The organism is Bacteroidales bacterium, assembly GCA_013141385.1.
Taxonomy (GTDB): Bacteria; Bacteroidota; Bacteroidia; order Bacteroidales; family Tenuifilaceae; genus UBA8529.
This window is the reverse complement of the sequence record JABFRB010000021.1, coordinates 53,872-71,851: the sequence shown is the minus strand read 5'-3', so window position 1 is coordinate 71,851 and position 17,980 is coordinate 53,872. Positions and strand designations below refer to the sequence as shown.

The window sequence follows — 17,980 nt, the reverse complement described above, 5'->3', positions numbered from 1 at the left end:
CTTACTATTTAAGTATAAAGAATTTAAAAACTAAATAAAACAATAAAATAATAATCATTACAGTATTATATATCTACAAAAAAAAGTAATTTTGGGACAACAAAATAAACAAAACGTTAACAATCAAAAAATTATAATCATGAATGTTCCTACAAATTTAAAGTACACAAAGGATCACGAGTGGATAAAAGCTGAAGGAAGTAATGCTATTATTGGTGTAACGGACTTTGCCCAAGGTCAGCTAGGTGATGTTGTTTTTATTGAGATTGAAACTCAAGGCGAAACCCTTGCAAAAGAAGAAGTTTTTGGTACAATTGAAGCTGTGAAAACCGTATCAGATATGTTTATGCCTGTTGCTGGTGAAATTCTTGAGGTAAACCCAAAACTTCTTGACTCCCCAGACGTTGTTAATAAAGATCCTTACGGAGATGGTTGGATGGTGAAAATTAGAATGACTGATGTCGCTCAGCTTAATGAGCTTTTAACACCAGAGCAATACAAGGAGCTTATCAACGCATAACCTCCCTAAAAAGAGCCCCGGAGAGTACCGGGGTTTTTTTTACATTACCTCTCAATATAACGATATCAAACCAATGAGAATCCTTGTTCTTACCTCTACATTTCCTGATCGTCTTGAAAGTTGGAATGGAATATTTGTAAAAGAACAAGTTAGTGCAATTGCGAAAGAACATGACGTGTGCGTGGTAAGATTGCGAGTTGATTATACAAGGTTTAAACCGTTTTTTAGCTATAAGTTAATAAAAGATACCACCTTGGGTTATCCCTTGTATAGAATAACAGTAGCTAAATCGTTTCCTATTTACAATCAGTTTAATTATATTGTTGCTGCGTGTTATGCTACAATAAAGGTTTTATCAGACTTTAAACCAGATTTAATACATTGTCATTACTCATACCCTTCGGGTATAGTTGCCTCGCTGATCAAGAAATTTTATAAAATCCCTTTCATTACAACAGAACATACAAAGATTAAAACCACCTTTAGATCTGTATTTCATCGAATACTCTCTCTTTTTGCAATGAAGAGGGCTTTTAGGGTTGTTGCAGTTAGCAATACCTTAAAAGCGGAATTAAAGGCAGTAGGTATAAATAATGTTGAGGTAATTCCCAATGTGATCAATATTGAAAGGTTTAAAACAAATAAACAGAATACGAATCCGTTTGTTATAGGATTTTTAGGTTCAATGAATTCTCATAATAAAGGACTTGATATTCTATTAAAAGCTTGTCTAGAGTTACCCTTTGAGTATTTCATTCGAGTTGGAGGAGCTGGTAAATATTTAGAATACTATAGAAATCTATCACGAGAACTTGGGATAGAGAATAAATGTGGCTTTTTGGGAGAAATTTTGTCTCCAGACATACCTAGTTTTTATAATGATTTAAGTGTTTTTGTACTAGCTTCAAAATATGAAACATTCGGAATTGTTTTGGTTGAAGCTATGGCTTCGGGGATTCCAGTAATTGCCACTAAATGTGGGGGTCCTGTAGATATAGTGAACTATACCAGCGGAATTCTTGTTGATACAGATAATGTTGATCAGTTTATGAATGCAATAATTAATATTCATACCAATTATGAAAGTTATAAATCAGAAGAAATTAAAAACTATGCCTTAAATAGTTTCTCCTCAATACCATTTATGCTTAAAACAAATAATTTGTATCGCTTATGTTTATCAAAGTAGGACAGCTACATCAACTCGAATACAATGGTATTCAGGAAATGGCAGCATATGGATTGCATGATGATGTATTCAAGTTAATGCAACCATTTCTAAGCAAGAATTTACACATTCTTGATTTTGGATGCGGACAAGGAGCCTTCTCCCAGCGCTTAGTTGATGCAGGAATGAAAGTCGATGCCTGCGATATAGACGAAAGTCAAATTCGAGCCAATGTACAAAGAAGAATAAAACTTGATCTGAACAAAGATATATCTTCGAATTTTACAGAAAAATACGATATTCTTATTGCTCTTGAAATAATAGAACACCTTGAAAATCCATGGAAGTATCTTCGTGATTGTATGTCTTTGCTTAAAGATGACGGCATTATCGTATTAAGCACTCCAAATATTTCCAACTTTACCTCAAGGTTACGATTTTTAATGCGAGGCACCCTTATCGCCTTTGAAAATGCCGATTTGAAGCATGGTCATATTACTCCTCTTTCGTATGTTCAGCTTGAAAACATGTTTAATCAGAATAAGTTAAGGGTGTTAAAAAAAGGTTTTGCAGGTGCAATCCCGATATTTCATTTTTTAGAATTATCAAGATTTTCAATTCTTAGAAATACTATTTTACCAATTCTCTATCCTTTTATGGGAGGCCCTAAAAAGGGGAGAGCAATTGTTTATGTTCTAAAAAAGTAGCAAAGAATGGACTTTTCAAAGTTTTATGATGAGCAGCATGATTACGTTGCATTTCGTTCAGATCCCAATAGACTTAACGAATATAAGATTGCCATACAATGGAAAGTTCAAAATTTAGCAAAAGGAATTTCAGCCGTAGTTAAAAAGGATAATATTCTTGAAGTTGGCTGTGCTCTCGGAATTCTACTAAATAGTGTTGCTGATAAATTAGCGATTAAAGTTCGCTTTGGCATCGATATTTCAGCCGAGAATATCGATTATGCAAAAAAGTTATACCCTGATTGTGGTTTCGTATGTGGAACTATCGAGGATATTCAAAAGAAGTGGAATACCTATTTTTCTGTTGATAGATTTGATATTGTTATTCTTTCCGATATCATTGAACACATTCCCGATGATGAACAATTTTTAAGAGAGGTTTCTAAGGTTTCAAAATATGTTATACTCAACCTTCCGCTTGAGAAATGTTACAACAATCGGAATCGTAAATATGGTGAAACAGATCCATCAGGGCACCTAAGAAATTATGACTTAAACGATGCAAAAAAGCTAATTGACAGAGGAGGTTTTGAGATCATCAACTATTTTACAGATAATGCCCATTTCGATAAAATATTTTTCAAAACCTATTCAAAGAATAGGCTGTTGAGGGTAAAATCTAAAAAAATTCACCTAAGGTTATTCTGGCAACTATATTACTTTACGGAAGGGGTTGTTCGCATTATTTCTCCTAGATTATATAAAAAGAAATATGGTTCTAACTTCTTTGCAGTACTAAAAGCCAAAGGAATTAAGTAAAGGAAATTAAGAAAGGCTTTTGTATAGATTTTTTAGTTGCTCCCCACACTTTATCAGATTATACTCATCTAAAACCGATTGATTTCCTCTGACTCCCATTTCAGCGCAAAGTTTTGGATTGTCGTATAAATACTTAATTTTTTCGGCTAGATCGATTGCATCGTTGCTCCTGAATACTAATCCACAGTTACTCCCTTCAACAATTTCGATTTGTGGCGTACAATCCGATACAATTAGCGGTTTACTGAAAAGCATGTACTGAAAAACCTTATTTGCCACCCCCGATTCATGCTGCTCATTTTTAAAAATGGGAGATAGACAGATATTGCTAGCAATGGCATACGAAGAGAATTCGCTAATGTCTTTCCAAGGGTAGTGTGTAACTCTTTCCTTTAGAGTAGGATTGTTCATGTATTGATCGAATGTTGCTTGCTCATGTCCATCAATGGGTCCTATTAGTAGGAGATGGATAGATGGAATCTTATTAGAAAGGATTTTAATGGCCTCAAAGCAGGTGAAAATCCCCCTTCGCTCACTAATTCCTCCAAAGTAGAATAGAATAAATCGTTCTTTTTTTAGAAATATATCAGCTTTTATTGGAAACACAAACATTTGTTTAACATCAGGAACGTTAGGGTAAATAAAAATATTTTGGGGTTTTAATTTAGGGTATCTTTGGGTTAAAGCAGATTTAAAAGATTTACTCAAAACAATTATTTTACTTGCATATTCAAGGTATTTAAACTCTTTCTTTTGCCATGCTTTGGGTCTACTCAATAAATTGTAAGGAAATTTGGAGGACCATTTATAGGATAATATTGCTGCTGGGAAATTTTCGTGAAGATCAAGAATGACAGGCAGAACCCCTTCCCCTCCTTTGTAGGCTATTTTTGCCATATATAAATCATGGGCATGGAGGTATTGAGGTTTAATATCATTTACAAAAGTACGCACTTTCTTTATCCAAAGAATCTCATATAAAGGGAGGGTATTCATTAACCCGAAAAGTTTATTTTTTGTTGATTTACTTAATCTAAAGCGATGGATTGAAATATCATTAATGACCTCAAACTCCTTTTGATTATTATAGTTTGGGCAAAGTATATGAATCTCATAACCAATAGATCTAAGGTAGTTAACTTCATTCGAAACCCTTATATCTATCGTGAATTCATTATCAAGAATAACTCCAATCCTCATAACAGATTCCTTTATTTATTGTGGTTCTTCAACTTCTGAAATTTGTTCATCAATTTCTTTGGGTGCAGCATTGATGAATATATTCCTAATGCTAGTAATAAATGATTTTAAGACATCAACCTCAGACTTATCGAACACTCTAAAAAAGAAGAGTAAAAACGGAAAAAGGAATAATGAAATTGATTTTGAGAGTATTCTAATCTCCAAGGAGTAGTTGTTAAATAAACTTCCCGCAATATAAAGGATTATTCCAACAAGAATAACTATGAATATGCGATCAAGCCTGTAGGGTATGTGATAGTGCTTTTGGGCGTAGTAATGAATAATTGTGAAGTAAATAAACTGTGCTAAAAATGATGAAATAGCACCTCCAATGGGACCCAAAAAAGGGACCAATAAAAGGTTCAAGCCTAAGCTCAGCACAGCTATACCAGAAAGTGTAATCCCTATAATCTTTGTCTTCTTAACAACCTGAAGTCCGATAACTGAAGTATCTTTTAACGTGGCAAAGATTATCCCAAGACTGAGAATGGGTATAATCTTGTAAGCATCCCAGTAAATCGTTCCTGTCGAGAAAAGTTTTGTAATCTCAAGCCCAAAAAGAGAAATGAATAGCGAAGCGTAAACCACTACAATCGTAAACCATGTCATAATCCTCGAGTAAATGGATTTATGATCTGGATGATTCATCAACTTAAAATAGGTTGGGGTTAATGCAATCTGAATTGAACTGATGATGAATATTTTGGTTGTATTCGCTATCTTAAATGCAAGGGTATACAACCCAACATTGAGTAAAGTCGATGAAAAGTTAAGCACATATCGATCGAATACGTTTAGCAGAACACCCGAAATGGAACCAATAGCCAAGGGTAGACTGAAATGCAGCATATCTTTAATAACCGCTAGGTTAAATTTCGCCTCGATATGTTTTAGTAAGTATGGAATAGTAATGAAAACAAATGCAAAATTACCAAGTAGTAGAGCTTCTTGTATACCGACCACTCCACGATGCGCATATTTTAGCAGGTAAATTGTGGCAATCAAAGAAACAGTTAACCTTAGGATGTTTGATGAGATATAAAAAGTAGGTTTCTCCTCAACCCTCATTTGTGCAAGGACAAGGTCGATCAAGAATTGAATGGATGCACCAATAACCATCAATGTTATGGGTAAGGCGAAGGTATCCTTACCGAATAGTACAATAGAAATGGTTTTTGAACTAAAGTAACCCGAAAAGGAGAGTATGATTCCCGTTCCTAATAGTACTGCTAAACATGAAAACAGGATGCTTTTCCTTTGGTTTATATAATCTTTATCCCAGTACCATCTGATATACGCATTATTAAGCGCAAGGCTGAAAAGAGAGACTACAACCATCATAGAAACCTCCAACATGCTGAAAACGCCGTATTCCTCAACTGAAAGGTATTTTGGATTGGTATAAAGTTTAAGTAGTACGAGTCCAACAAGTTTTATGGAAACGTTGCCAAAACCATAAATTAAAATTCCTTTTAGTAAATTTTTGAATTGCTTTTGCATCAATTTACTGATGAAATGATATGGTGCAATATTACTAAATTGTAATGAGTAAAAAGATAATAGAATTTATTTGAATAAAAGCAAAATTCAATTACTCCTTGCGTAATACGCTAAATGTCAATTTTATCATTCTTTTCCTTTATAATGCTTGGTAATTTGTGATGCGCCAATATTTTTCAGATTATTTGACAATTTACAGAAACGCCAAGGGTTTATTAAAATTTCGTTTAAGGCAAATAGGATATTTAACGTGGACTCGATATAAGAAGTCACATTAACAATATAATAAACAATTATTTACAAATACAATATTTATGAATGGAATGGTGGAATAATGGAGCTAGAGCGAAGCGAAACTCTGCGTAGCCAATATTGGAAAACAAGAGGTTAGATTCTTGCTTATATCTTCCAGTTTTGACTTCGTCGAACTCGCAAGCTCGGTTCCATTATTCCAGTTTTCCATTGATTCAAATAAATTAAATTGACTGATATATAGGTTAATACATTATTTCTTACATCGAACTCACGTTATTTAAGAAATGTAAATCAATATGCCATCATTAAGTACAGCACCAATCGTACAAACAGATATCCCGATACTATTCGTAGGTTAATTGGTCATTGATTTTTCTAAGGAAAAAGTGTAACGAACTTTGAAATTTTTGCAGATATGCATTAATTCAAATCAAAGTATTTATTAGTACAAAAGTCTTACAAAAATGAAGTTCTTCAATAAAATTATTAATTTGCCAACAAAAAGATATCAGTTGAAATATCAACATAAACCCAAATGAATATTGAGGAATTAAGGGAATACTGTATCTCAAAAAAAGGGGTAACCGAGGGATTTCCTTTCGATGAGGTAACTCTGGTTTTTAAAGTTGGGGGTAAAATGTTTGCCCTAACCAATCTTGATGGTGAGCCAAGCGTTAATCTTAAATGTAATCCTGAAAAAGCCGTTGAGCTAAGGGAGCAATACTCAGCAATAATACCTGGATACCATATGAGTAAACTCCATTGGAATACCGTTTACATGGATAGATCTTTGCCCGAAAACTTGATTAAAGAACTAATAGATTTATCCTACGATTTGGTATTAGCATCATTGCCAAAGGCAAAAAGAAATGAGGTTTTGCTAGGTTAATCATTTTTTAGCTATTTTTGGTATGCTACTTGTTATATATTATTCAATTATCATAAAATCATTATTCGACAAATGCTAATTCCACATACCATGAAATCAACTACTTCAATTGTTGCCCTGCTTCTGATGCTTGTTCTTGGAGTTCAAGCTCAGGATACATACAATGTTACAAAGGTGAACGGAAATGTATCCTTTGTTAAGACAGGAAAACTAGTTAAGCCCGGGGATGTGCTTAACCCTAGCGATCAGGTTAAATTCGAAAACTTTGAGGCGTATGTTATCACCATCAACCAGAAGATGGCTCGATTCATGCTTAAGTTACCCACTCCACAGACAAATGCCGCAAAGCAAAATCGAGTATTGACCGCAATGGTTAGGGATATTGCTCTTGTTACTAAAAGGCGAAGCCTAATGTCTGTTCGTTTTAATCCTAATGAAAAGGAAGTAACCGACCTTAAAAATTATTTCGGAACAGATAAGTTCTCTGTTATTGGCGATAATGTTGACATTGCTCTTAACTCGGCAAAATATCCACTAAGCGATAATAAATTTATTGTATTTCACTACAAGGTTAATAACAGCCCTGTATCTAAAATGCTTGGTTATGAGCAGCAAACTATTAAGATAGAGAAAGATAAAATTCTCTCAACTAAAGCAGGTCCGATTAATGGTAATGAGGTGACTGATCTTACTGTCTACCTATATGAGAAATCCTCTCGTTCAAGCGAGGAGATTACCAAACTCACACTTGTTTTTGTAGATAAGGAGACGCTTCGTAATGAATTCAAGACCATTTTACCCATACTTAAACGTCAGAAAATGAATGATGAGTCAATTAAAAAGTATCTTATTGAGTATTATTATGATTTTTATGGCGCTACTGATTCTAAAACTATAGATGCTTTTGCAGGAGAAGTGGTTAAATCGAACCCCTAAACTCGTAAGTTTAAACATTACAGCATTAGATTTAGTAGGAGTGATGGGATATTGGAAGAGAGAAATTAGAATCCAATAATTCATCATTCCTTTTTCAAATAGATTCAAACATTAAATGGAATATTGACCGCTTTTTTAAAAAGTTTGTAACCACCTTCGAATTGTCTGCGTCATATCCTGTGAACTTAAAAAAATATTATCATGGATGCAAAAGAAGTATGGATACCAATAATTGCGATAGTATTCACATTTGGTACAACGTTTGGATTAGTTTTTTACTACCTATTTACTCGCAACAAACAACGACTTGCAATGTTGGAGAAGGGGGTTGATCCAAAAGTTTTTTACCCAAAACCAACAACAAATAAACTTGCCGCATTAAAATGGAGTTTGCTTTTAATCGGTCTTGCATTAGGACTGTTTTTTGCTTCATTGATTGAGAAGAGCACAGATCTTGAAGAGGGTGCTCAATTCGCAATGGTTTTTCTATTTGGCGGTTTAGGATTGTTAGTTTATTTCTTTATTGTAAAGAAGAATGATCCAGACGGAGTTTAGTAAACTCTCCGACGAAGAGCTCATTAGTTTGGCGGTTAAAAACCATTCTCGTGCCACAACATCACTTGTTGATAGGTATAAGGGGATGGTTTTTACACTATCATATCGTATTCTTAAAAACCAACTTGATGCGGAGGAGGCTGCTCAGGACACATTTATAAAAGCCTTCAATGCGCTTGATTCATTTCGGTTCGATTGTAAGTTTTCTACTTGGCTATACCGTATCTGTTACAACAATGCCATTTCGAAGGCGAGAGTGTACAAGCCTTTGCAGGTTGAGGTTGAAACTAGATTTGATATTCCAAGCGAAACAACGAGTGCTCTAGAAAGTTTATCGGCAAATGATCGAAGCAAGTACCTTGGCAAGGCGATGGAAATGCTTGAACCCGAAGAATCTGCACTACTAACTCTTTATTATGTTGATAGTAACAACATAAACGAAATTGCTACAATAACGAATTTAACCGAATCAAATATTAAGGTTAAACTCTATAGAGGAAGAAAAAAACTTTACACTCAACTTGAGGTTTTGCTTAAAGAAGAGGTTGCAATGTTACTTTAATACCAAATAACTATGAATCAGGATCTCAATAATTTCGATAAAATAGGTGATGAACTGCATGATGATTGGCTTACCGATAACCTTAAATTAATACAGATTGAACCGCCTCAAAATTTTACACAAAAAGTTATAAAGCAGATTGAGGTTGAACCAAACCCTTTAAGCAATTCGCCATTATTCTGGATCTTAGCGATAGTTCCTTGCGTACTGCTGGTTTGGTTGATGCTTTATGCGCTTAATCTTGCTAGTATAACCTATCAAATTAAATTGGACTTCCTCCCCAATATTTCAAGTATTATATCATTTTTAGCATTAAGTAAATATGCTCTGATGATTGCTTCTGGAGGATTGTTTTTTATAGGACTCGATTATTTTTTAAGTAAACTCATATCAAAACGGGAGTCCTTTTTCAGTTGTCTATTGGTCTAATTTAGAACACGGCTCTAATTTGCATACTGCCTGTATGAACCGTGGTGCCTGTTGAAATATATCGACCGTTGTAGCTAATATCCATTTCGAAGTAATTGGATATCTTTCTTCGTAGCTTTAACTCCCATGTTGCGTTATTTCCAGGTTTAAACCCTTTGAGAAGTTCATATTCTATTGGAGTTCCTAAATCACCCGCATAGCTTATTTTTGAAATATTTGATGATATGTTAATCCAGGATTTGTTTCTTATGCTATAACCTATTTCCGACAATATTGTATGCCCTCTCTTCATCTCCGACCCGATTTTATTTCTTGCATACTCATACTCATAGCCAACCTCAACATTTAATCCCAACATCCCGATATACCTGATTTTAATTGCCGGAATATCTTTCTTTAAATTAAAGTTGCGTTGGTTAAAAAACTCTGAAAGTTGAATTCTACTTTCTGAATTATAGTTTATTCTAATGCTAAACCCCTGTGAAATACCTATCCACGCTACAAACTGATTATTTCTTAGTTTGGAAATTTCATACCCATTTGCAAGAATCTGTTTTGCTTCAGATCTACTATTTACCCATTCCACACCAAATGTCCGACTAAACCGGTTGTATGCTATAGAGTTCCTGTAATTCTGATTTATACTCACAATATTTGAATCGTAAACATTGTTTCTGAAAGGGTTCATAGTTGATGATAATTGAGGATAGTTATTCTTTTGTCTTGCACTAAATGCAAACTGATTTGATAACTTTCTAATAAATAGGCCTAAACCAATGGTGTCTTTAATCGCATTCTCTGGACGAAAATCGCTTTGAACACTAAAAGCGTTGTTATTTACTGAGACATACTGATTTGATGGTAGGTTAATACGTATATACTTTGCCTCATCTTTAAAAGCAGCAATCTCAAACTCATCAAGTTCCTTAATTCCATTGCCATTATAATCAATCCAAGTAAAAACACCTTGCCCCGCAGGGACTTCTACATAGTAGTATTGATATTTTGGTTCAAGGCCATTCCCTAATTCGTATCCAACATTTGTAGACATTAAACCCTTGACAATTATAAACGAATAGTCGACTCTACTTAAAAGGGTGTTTTCCTTTTTCAACGATTTTGCATATGTTGTATCAATTGGGTTGAATAGCCGATAACCCGCATAAAAATTTAGCCTGCTGTTTTGCCTTTTAGCTAATCGCACCTTTAGACCTATATCTTGTGAAAAAGAATAAGTTTTTAACTGTGTTTCAGGAGTTTTCCAATCCTTCCTAAATTTATAATTTAAACTAACCATTCTCGGTAATGAATCGGGTAACCCTATATTGAATTCTGACTGAAACCATCTGAAACTTGTTTGTAGTAGTTTGTTAGTATTCTTGTCCTTTTGGCTATTATCCTCTCCCTCAAAATTTAAACCAAAAACTATTTTTTTAATATTGATATCAGATACGATTCTTAATCTATTAAAATCAGATGTTTTAAGTGAGTCCTTAGATGAAAGATTACTAACCTCAAACTCATTTCTCAATTTCATTGTTCTATACTGCCCTTTAATAGTATTCCTTAACCCACAATAATCATCTGTAAGGGCAAGTCCTTGCGATATGCCGGATAAAAACCACTTTTTGCTCTTAAACCCAATTCCCATTGAAAACTCTTTCTCATCACCACCCGTTGTAGGTCGATTAATATTCCAATCACGCTCAAACTCAACATCTCGGTATCTATCAATGTTTGAAAAGTTATACGATGTTATTGCCCCATTACCAGATATCCATGTGCTTCGAATAGTATCTCTTTTAAATATATTTTTCTTAAACTCAATCCTAAGTGCTTGCCCAATGTCATTCCCCTTGTCTTTCGATGAAAATGTATTAATATCATTTCGACTCAAGGCAACCTCAGAACTAATAAACTCATCGCTAGATATTCTTCTTTCAACAAAAACAGTTACCATCTGCTTCTGCTTTGGGGGAACCAAAGTTTTAACAGGTTCATAGTTACCCATCGATTTACCATTTACAGGCGCAACCCATGTGTATACCCTACCATTAGCATTGCTATACAATGGAACATAACTCCCTTTACCTTCTCCCATGTACGTGAAATTCAACTGAAAATGAGATGATAGAGGCGTTATTGAGTGCTTATATATTATATAGGTTGTGTTATTTACTACCGTGTCTCGTTTTTCATATAGTATTTTATCGGGGTTAAAGTCAACCGAGTCAATTTGTGGAATGTATGCCTGGCTGATATTATCGCCGATATTTTGGAGTAAACCGATTTGCTCTTTGGATATATCCTGATCGACAGGCTGGTTTTTACTATCCTTTTCCGAAAAAACACTAACTCTAATATTAGTTCTTTTAATTTTTTGCTCAACTTCAGATGCAAGTACAAACCGGGCATAACTTCTATTTGTGTATTCAAACTCAACGCTAATTCTGCTATTCCCAGTAATTCGCATCATTGGTGTAAACGAAACCTCAGCTGTGTTGTAATCAATTGTATACTGATTTGTTGCCCCTCTTGTCAATGCTTTCCCATCAATATAAACCCGCTCACTCCCTGCAATTACAATAATATAGGTCTCCCCCTCGGATCCCTTTAATTTGTATGGTCCTTGGTTACCCTCGATACCAGTAAATGAATTTCTAGAAAATATCCCTTTAGCAACAGCCATAGAGGCTTTTATACTAGAAGTATCACCTACTGAAATATAATCTTGGTTAGTCGATAAAGAAAGTCCTTGAACCTTTCTTTTATATCTTAGAAACCCATTGTTCTGCGATTTAACCTCGATATCCCCAGCCTGAATTTCAAAATTTGAAGTATACGCCCTAAGATAAATACGATCAAACTCTTTCAACCGTTGTGTGTTCCCTTGTGGTTGAAAAGGAATGGTTTTATCCGAAATAGCTCCTTCAATACTAATATTATTATCTAATTTACCGCTAATCTGTAAATTAAGCCCAGAATTCACAACTGGATCCTGATTATTTCCAAAACTTATTCCCCTTGAAATGCTACCTGATGATTCGATATTGTCTCCGAATGGCTTTTGATACGTATTATTTACGGTGTATTTAATTATTTGTTTTCCAATTAAACTATCAGGGGAGAAAAACTTACTCCTATCTTTATTGAAATATTCTTTCGAAAAAGATAAAGGAAATACGCGATAAACAGCGCTATATGTATTTGACTGTTCTTTAAGTTTGGTTGATGGAATAAGAATTGATTCGGAATACATCAGTTTATAATAAGTAGAATCTATAGTTCTACCATTATTATCGATCATAAAAAATGAACTGGGAATAATGCTGAGCGTATCGAGTTTTATCGTATCGGAAATGGCAACAGTTTTTATAATTCGCTTATTCGTATATGATTGAGCAAATAAACTGATGTTTATTAAAATCAAAAATGTTAATTGGGCTATACGGATCAAGCGATATAAATTTTTATTAACGAACATACGAAAATACACCCATTTTTTATAGGAAATAAATCCTAACATCATAGTCATAAATGAGTTTGAGAGATAATTTACACCTGTTTAATTATCAATGTTTTATAAATACTAACGGTTTGTTAAAAAGTTTTATTGTTAATGTAAAGTACAGGAATTAAATTTACACCCTAATATTTATCAAATGGTATTTGTTTACAACCTAGGAATATTAATCTATCAACTTATTGTTACAGTTGTTTCTCCCTTTAATAGAAAAGCAAAACTCTGGAAAAAAGGGAGGAATAGATGGGAGAGCCGTCTCAGAGAAACGATAAAAAAAGATGATCGGATTGTGTGGTTTCATTGCGCATCGCTTGGGGAGTTTGAACAGGGTCGACCTGTGATTGAGGCTTTCCGTGAAAAATATTCTGACATTAAAATACTTCTTACTTTTTTCTCACCTTCTGGTTATGAGATCAGAAAAAACTACCCTAAAGCCGATTATATATTCTATTTGCCGCTAGATAAAAGGAGAAATGCCATTAAATTTATTGAAATAGTAAATCCAATAGCAACCATTTTTGTCAAGTACGAATTTTGGTATCACTACCTTAATCAACTTAAGAAGCGGAATATTCCAACCTATATTATATCTGCTATTTTCAGAGAAGAACAAGTTTTTTTTAAATCCTACGGGAAGTGGTATCGTAGTTTTCTTTCCAACTTTGAACATCTATTTGTACAGAATAAAAAATCCCAGGAATTACTTGCCAGTATTGGTATTAGTAATGTAACTGTAGCAGGTGATACCCGATTTGATAGGGTAATGGCAAATGCCCAAGCCGCTAAAACAATTTCTTTACTTGAGAAGTTTGCGTTAAATTCTAAAGTACTGGTTGCTGGAAGCACATGGCAAAAGGATGAGGAGGTGATACTAGAGTACTTAAAGAAAAACCCCCATAACCTTAAGTTGATTTTAGCCCCACACGAGATTAACCCACAGGATATCGAAAAATTCAGAGCAAAGATTGGCATTAAATCGATGCTTTATACAAACCCTAACGAGACAGACTTGGGGGATACTCAGGTGTTAATAATAGATACTATCGGAATACTCTCTTCGGTATACAGATATGGAACGATTGCATATATTGGAGGTGGTTTTGGTGTTGGGATTCATAATACTCTTGAAGCAGCGGTGTTTGGAGTGCCAGTTATTTTTGGTCCGAATTACCAAAGGTTTCAGGAGGCGGTTGAGCTAATTGAAATTGGATCCGCTCGTTCAATTGATAATCTGAATAGTTTTTCTGATTCATTAAATCATTTTTTTATTTCGGCAGAGATGTTTCAAAAAGTTAAGAATTCGTCAAATGATTACTTTATGAGAAAAGCGGGTGCAACAAAAATAATTCTGGAGAAAATTATTTTACATGATATTTAAACATTCATTTGATGTATTTTAGCAAAAAAATCTATTGTATAACTTTATTTAATGATTTTAATATGTTTTTATTTACTATTGATATAATTAACGTCTAATTAACATTGATAATGTAGTTTACAGCTAATTTTGCACCTTAAATATTGATAATCTTTTGCATAAAAATAGGATGAAACACCGTAATACAATTTTAATAAACCCTAAAACCAAATTTATGTCTAAACCAATTCGTTTTATTTACTTGCTAACCGGGCTGATATTAATATCAGTTATGGTTAATGCGCAGGGTGTAACCACCTCGTCGCTAAACGGACGGGTTCTTGATGGCAATGGTTCTCCACTACCTGGTGCAACCGTTGTTGTAGTTCATGAACCATCTGGTACTTCATATGGTACAACTACCCTTGGAGGTGGTAACTATATGCTTACAGGGTTAAGGGTCGGGGGACCATATACAGTTACAATTTCGTTTGTAGGTTATGCTCCTGCTGTCTATAAAGATATTGACCTTAACCTTGGCGAGACTTATGTTTTAAATGGTGAGTTAAAAGAAGCAACCACCGAGATAAAGGAGGTTGTTGTTTCTGCGGTCAGAAACCCTATAATCAACTCTCAACGCACTGGTGCTCTGACCAACATCAGCCGCAGAGAGGTTACTAGTATTCCGACAATTAACCGTAGTATCACGGATCTTTCGAAATTGACGCCCCAATCCCAAGGCAACTCATTTGCTGGACGTGATGGTCGATTCAATTCAATTACAGTCGATGGAGCTGCTTTCAATAACAATTTTGGTCTTAGCAGCAATCCTCTTCCTGGTGGTGAGGCACAACCGATTTCATTGGATGCTATTGAACAGGTAACTGTTAATATTGCACCTTTTGATGTAAGATTATCACAATTTACTGGTGCGAGTATAAATGCTGTTACAAGAAGTGGTGACAACAACTACAAAGGATCTTTGTATACTTATTTACGGCCTGAATCTTTTACGGGAAGTACTGTTAATGGTAAGGATGTTGTTGGGGCAAATTCAAGGAGCAGCAATAATTATGGGCTAAGTTTAGGTGGTCCTATAATCAAGAATAAAGTATTCTTTTTTGTAAATGGTGAAATCGAAAAGGTTAATATCCCTGGCGTTGACTGGAAACCAAGTACCGATGGTGTTGCTGTTGCAAATCAATTGATTGCTAGAACAACAGAGGTCGATTTGATTAGAGTAAAAGATCACCTTATCAATACTTATGGTTACGATCCGGGTAAATACCAAGGTTTTGATCCTTTTAAAAATAAGAATACTAAATTACTTGCTCGTATCGACTGGAATATTAGTTCAAAACATAAATTGATTGTTCGTTATAACGATGTAGTTGGTACTTCAGACCAACAAACCAACGCAAATAGCGGACCACTTGCACTTCGTGGTTCATCGCGTATTGGAACACAATCAATAGCCTTCTCAAATTCTTTTTACGGGTTTAAGAATACAGTTCGTTCATTCACTACTGAATTAAATAGTGCATTCAACACCAGAATTTCGAACAAATTCCTTGCTAGTTATACATTTATTCAAGATACACGTACTAGCCCATCTAAACTTTTTCCATTTGTTGATATTTGGCAAGGTGGCGATCAGTATATGTCGTTTGGTTATGAACTGTTTAGTTTTAATAATGATGTAACAAACAAAAACCTTAGTTTCACCAATAACACAACTTTCAACTTTAACAAGCATACTATTACCGCAGGTGCTTCATTTGATCGTTTATTCTTCCGTAACGCATATATTCGTGAAGGAACATCATACTACCGTTATGCTTCGGTTGATGACTTTATTAATGGTGCAACCCCAATCGGTTTTGGTGTTACCTATGGTTATAATGGTAACGATGCTCCAGGTTCAGAGTTAACTTTTGGTCTGGGTGCTGTTTATGGACAAGATGAATGGAAGGTGAATTCTAACATAAAATTAACTTTTGGTATGCGTATCGAAAAACCATTCTTTTTCGATAAACTAACCGATAACCCCGCAATTGCAGCGTTAGATTTCAATGGTAAAAAAATAGACGTAAGTTCGTGGCCAAAGAGTAAACTGCTCTTCTCACCCCGTTTGGGATTTAACTGGGATGTGAAAGGGGATCGTTCATTGCAAGTACGTGGAGGAACAGGTATTTTTACTGGTCTGCTACCATTTGTATGGTTCACAAACCAACCTACAAACTCCGGGGTAATTCAATCTCCTGAAATTGGTTGGGCTGCTGGTAATGCTAACCTTACAGGATTGGCTTTCCATCCTGACTATAAACAGTTTATTGCTGATAATCCAACTCTTTTCCCTCAAACTCCAGGAGCTCTTCCAAACGGTTCAAGCCTTGCAGAGGTTTCAAAAGATTTTAAAATGCCTCAGGTATGGCGTTCGAATTTAGCGGTTGATGTTGAACTCCCATATAATATGGTGTTTACTGGGGAGTTACTATATGGTAAGGATATTAATGCCGTTCAACAGCTAAATATTAATGAGAAGCCCGCAGATAACACAATGGTAGGTGCTGACTCAAGACCTTTCTGGACTTACAATGCAGCGTCTGCTGTTCAGAATGGGATTAGAAGATATCAAACAGGTATTGCTAATGCAACTATACTTTCAAATACAAGTAAAGGTTATCAGTATTCTGTAACAGCCCAGCTAACCAAGAACTTTAGTCATGGATTATCAGGTATGTTCGCATATACCTACTCAGCAGCTAAGGATATTTCCTCAAACCCCGGCTCATCAGCTTCCTCAGCATACTCATCCAATACAGGTATTGGAAGTCTTAACAATCCTGGGTTAAGCTATTCTAACTTCTCTACACCACATTCATTAGTTGGTTATGCTACTTATAGAATTGAGTACGCCAAGATGTTTGCTACAACAATTTCAATTTCCTACAAGGGATATCAAACTGGTCGTTGGTCATATACCTATTCAAACGACCTAAATAATGATGGTTTCAGCTCTGACCTTATGTATATTCCAAAAGATGCATCTGAGATAACCTTTGTTGACTATACTCCTACTGGCGGTGTTCTTATGACTGCAGCAGAGCAATCAGCGGCATTCTTTGAATATGTTAATGACAATGACTACTTGAGTAAGCACAAAGGAGAATATGCTGAACGTTTTGGACATGTTCAACCTTGGGTTCACCGTTTTGACATTAAAATCCTTCAAGATATTTTCACAAACTTTGGGTCTAACAGAAAATACACCTTGCAGTTAAGTATTGACTTACTTAATGTTGGAAACATGATTAACGATAATTGGGGGACAATTTCTTATGTTCCACTAGCAAATTATGAGAATATTCGTCCTTTAACTATGGTTGGTCGTCCAACAGTAACTACTGCTCCTACTTTTAGGTTGAATGCAAACACTGTTGATGCATTTAAGGCGGGTACATCTTTAACTAAAACAATTAGTACCAGCAATACATGGGGTGCTTTGTTTGGACTTAGATTTATATTTTAATGAATAT

At 34.8% G+C, this 17,980-nt stretch carries 14 protein-coding genes; 11 read left to right on the top strand and 3 right to left on the bottom strand.

The window, feature by feature from the left end:
- Positions 1 to 139: 139 nt before the first annotated feature.
- The 4 genes from gcvH (at position 140) to HOO91_13220 (ending at position 3,193) form a co-directional block, all read left to right on the top strand.
- Positions 140 to 520: a glycine cleavage system protein GcvH gene (gene gcvH / locus HOO91_13235; GenBank protein ID NOU18514.1), complete on the top strand. Its 381-nt coding sequence runs from the start codon at positions 140 to 142 to the stop codon at positions 518 to 520.
- Positions 521 to 593: 73 nt separating this feature from the next.
- On the top strand, positions 594 to 1,709 hold the full coding sequence (locus HOO91_13230) for a glycosyltransferase (protein NOU18513.1): 1,116 nt from the start codon (positions 594 to 596) through the stop codon (positions 1,707 to 1,709).
- The gene (locus HOO91_13225; GenBank protein ID NOU18512.1) at positions 1,694 to 2,395 is read left to right on the top strand and encodes a methyltransferase domain-containing protein; all 702 of its coding nucleotides are present in this window, start codon (positions 1,694 to 1,696) and stop codon (positions 2,393 to 2,395) included. The genes HOO91_13230 and HOO91_13225 overlap by 16 nt, the downstream gene beginning before the upstream one ends.
- A 6-nt stretch (positions 2,396 to 2,401) precedes the next feature.
- Complete coding sequence (locus HOO91_13220; protein NOU18511.1) at positions 2,402 to 3,193, top strand: class I SAM-dependent methyltransferase; 792 nt, start codon at positions 2,402 to 2,404, stop codon at positions 3,191 to 3,193.
- Positions 3,194 to 3,199: 6 nt separating this feature from the next.
- Here HOO91_13220 and HOO91_13215 read toward each other — a convergent pair whose 3' ends face one another.
- Together HOO91_13215 and HOO91_13210 are read right to left on the bottom strand one after the other, a co-directional pair.
- Entirely contained in the window at positions 3,200 to 4,393 is a 1,194-nt protein-coding gene (locus tag HOO91_13215; GenBank protein ID NOU18510.1) for a glycosyltransferase family 4 protein, read from the bottom strand.
- 15 nt (positions 4,394 to 4,408) lie between these two features.
- On the bottom strand, positions 4,409 to 5,935 hold the full coding sequence (locus HOO91_13210; GenBank protein NOU18509.1) for an oligosaccharide flippase family protein: 1,527 nt from the start codon (positions 5,933 to 5,935) through the stop codon (positions 4,409 to 4,411).
- A gap of 790 nt (positions 5,936 to 6,725) precedes the next feature.
- Here HOO91_13210 and HOO91_13205 point away from each other — a divergent pair.
- The 5 genes from HOO91_13205 to HOO91_13185 all read left to right on the top strand — a co-directional run bounded on the left by HOO91_13205 (position 6,726) and on the right by HOO91_13185 (position 9,561).
- Positions 6,726 to 7,079, top strand: a complete 354-nt coding sequence (locus HOO91_13205; GenBank protein NOU18508.1) for an MmcQ/YjbR family DNA-binding protein — start codon at positions 6,726 to 6,728, stop codon at positions 7,077 to 7,079.
- Between the two features lie 90 nt (positions 7,080 to 7,169).
- Complete coding sequence (locus HOO91_13200; GenBank protein ID NOU18507.1) at positions 7,170 to 8,015, top strand: hypothetical protein; 846 nt, start codon at positions 7,170 to 7,172, stop codon at positions 8,013 to 8,015.
- Between the two features lie 201 nt (positions 8,016 to 8,216).
- Positions 8,217 to 8,570, top strand: coding sequence for a hypothetical protein (locus tag HOO91_13195; GenBank protein ID NOU18506.1), 354 nt, complete (start codon positions 8,217 to 8,219; stop codon positions 8,568 to 8,570).
- Positions 8,551 to 9,132 carry a sigma-70 family RNA polymerase sigma factor gene (locus HOO91_13190; GenBank protein NOU18505.1) on the top strand — a complete coding sequence of 194 codons (582 nt, stop codon included), beginning with the start codon at positions 8,551 to 8,553 and terminating at the stop codon, positions 9,130 to 9,132. Before HOO91_13195 ends, HOO91_13190 begins: the two co-directional genes overlap by 20 nt.
- A 12-nt stretch (positions 9,133 to 9,144) precedes the next feature.
- Positions 9,145 to 9,561 (top strand): hypothetical protein, encoded by a 417-nt coding sequence (locus HOO91_13185; GenBank protein NOU18504.1) that lies wholly within the window; start codon positions 9,145 to 9,147, stop codon positions 9,559 to 9,561.
- Between the two features lies 1 nt (position 9,562).
- On the opposite strand, the gene HOO91_13180 is transcribed toward HOO91_13185, so the two are convergent.
- Entirely contained in the window at positions 9,563 to 13,018 is a 3,456-nt protein-coding gene (locus tag HOO91_13180; GenBank protein NOU18503.1) for a hypothetical protein, read from the bottom strand.
- Positions 13,019 to 13,223: 205 nt separating this feature from the next.
- Between HOO91_13180 and HOO91_13175 the strand changes: the two genes are divergently transcribed.
- Both HOO91_13175 and HOO91_13170 read left to right on the top strand, forming a co-directional pair.
- Positions 13,224 to 14,462 (top strand): 3-deoxy-D-manno-octulosonic acid transferase, encoded by a 1,239-nt coding sequence (locus HOO91_13175; protein NOU18502.1) that lies wholly within the window; start codon positions 13,224 to 13,226, stop codon positions 14,460 to 14,462.
- A 271-nt stretch (positions 14,463 to 14,733) separates the two neighbouring features.
- Positions 14,734 to 17,973 (top strand): TonB-dependent receptor, encoded by a 3,240-nt coding sequence (locus tag HOO91_13170; protein ID NOU18501.1) that lies wholly within the window; start codon positions 14,734 to 14,736, stop codon positions 17,971 to 17,973.
- The last annotated feature ends 7 nt before the right edge of the window (positions 17,974 to 17,980 follow it).

Bases quoted from the DNA above. Each gene is read 5' to 3' on its own strand.
- gcvH (NOU18514.1), top strand. From the start codon at position 140: ATGAATGTTCCTACAAATTTAAAGTACACAAAGGATCACGAGTGGATA.
- HOO91_13230 (NOU18513.1), top strand. From the start codon at position 594: ATGAGAATCCTTGTTCTTACCTCTACATTTCCTGATCGTCTTGAAAGT.
- HOO91_13225 (NOU18512.1), top strand. From the start codon at position 1,694: ATGTTTATCAAAGTAGGACAGCTACATCAACTCGAATACAATGGTATT.
- HOO91_13220 (NOU18511.1), top strand. From the start codon at position 2,402: ATGGACTTTTCAAAGTTTTATGATGAGCAGCATGATTACGTTGCATTT.
- HOO91_13215 (NOU18510.1), bottom strand. From the start codon at position 4,393: ATGAGGATTGGAGTTATTCTTGATAATGAATTCACGATAGATATAAGG.
- HOO91_13210 (NOU18509.1), bottom strand. From the start codon at position 5,935: ATGCAAAAGCAATTCAAAAATTTACTAAAAGGAATTTTAATTTATGGT.
- HOO91_13205 (NOU18508.1), top strand. From the start codon at position 6,726: ATGAATATTGAGGAATTAAGGGAATACTGTATCTCAAAAAAAGGGGTA.
- HOO91_13200 (NOU18507.1), top strand. From the start codon at position 7,170: ATGAAATCAACTACTTCAATTGTTGCCCTGCTTCTGATGCTTGTTCTT.
- HOO91_13195 (NOU18506.1), top strand. From the start codon at position 8,217: ATGGATGCAAAAGAAGTATGGATACCAATAATTGCGATAGTATTCACA.
- HOO91_13190 (NOU18505.1), top strand. From the start codon at position 8,551: ATGATCCAGACGGAGTTTAGTAAACTCTCCGACGAAGAGCTCATTAGT.
- HOO91_13185 (NOU18504.1), top strand. From the start codon at position 9,145: ATGAATCAGGATCTCAATAATTTCGATAAAATAGGTGATGAACTGCAT.
- HOO91_13175 (NOU18502.1), top strand. From the start codon at position 13,224: ATGGTATTTGTTTACAACCTAGGAATATTAATCTATCAACTTATTGTT.
- HOO91_13170 (NOU18501.1), top strand. From the start codon at position 14,734: ATGGTTAATGCGCAGGGTGTAACCACCTCGTCGCTAAACGGACGGGTT.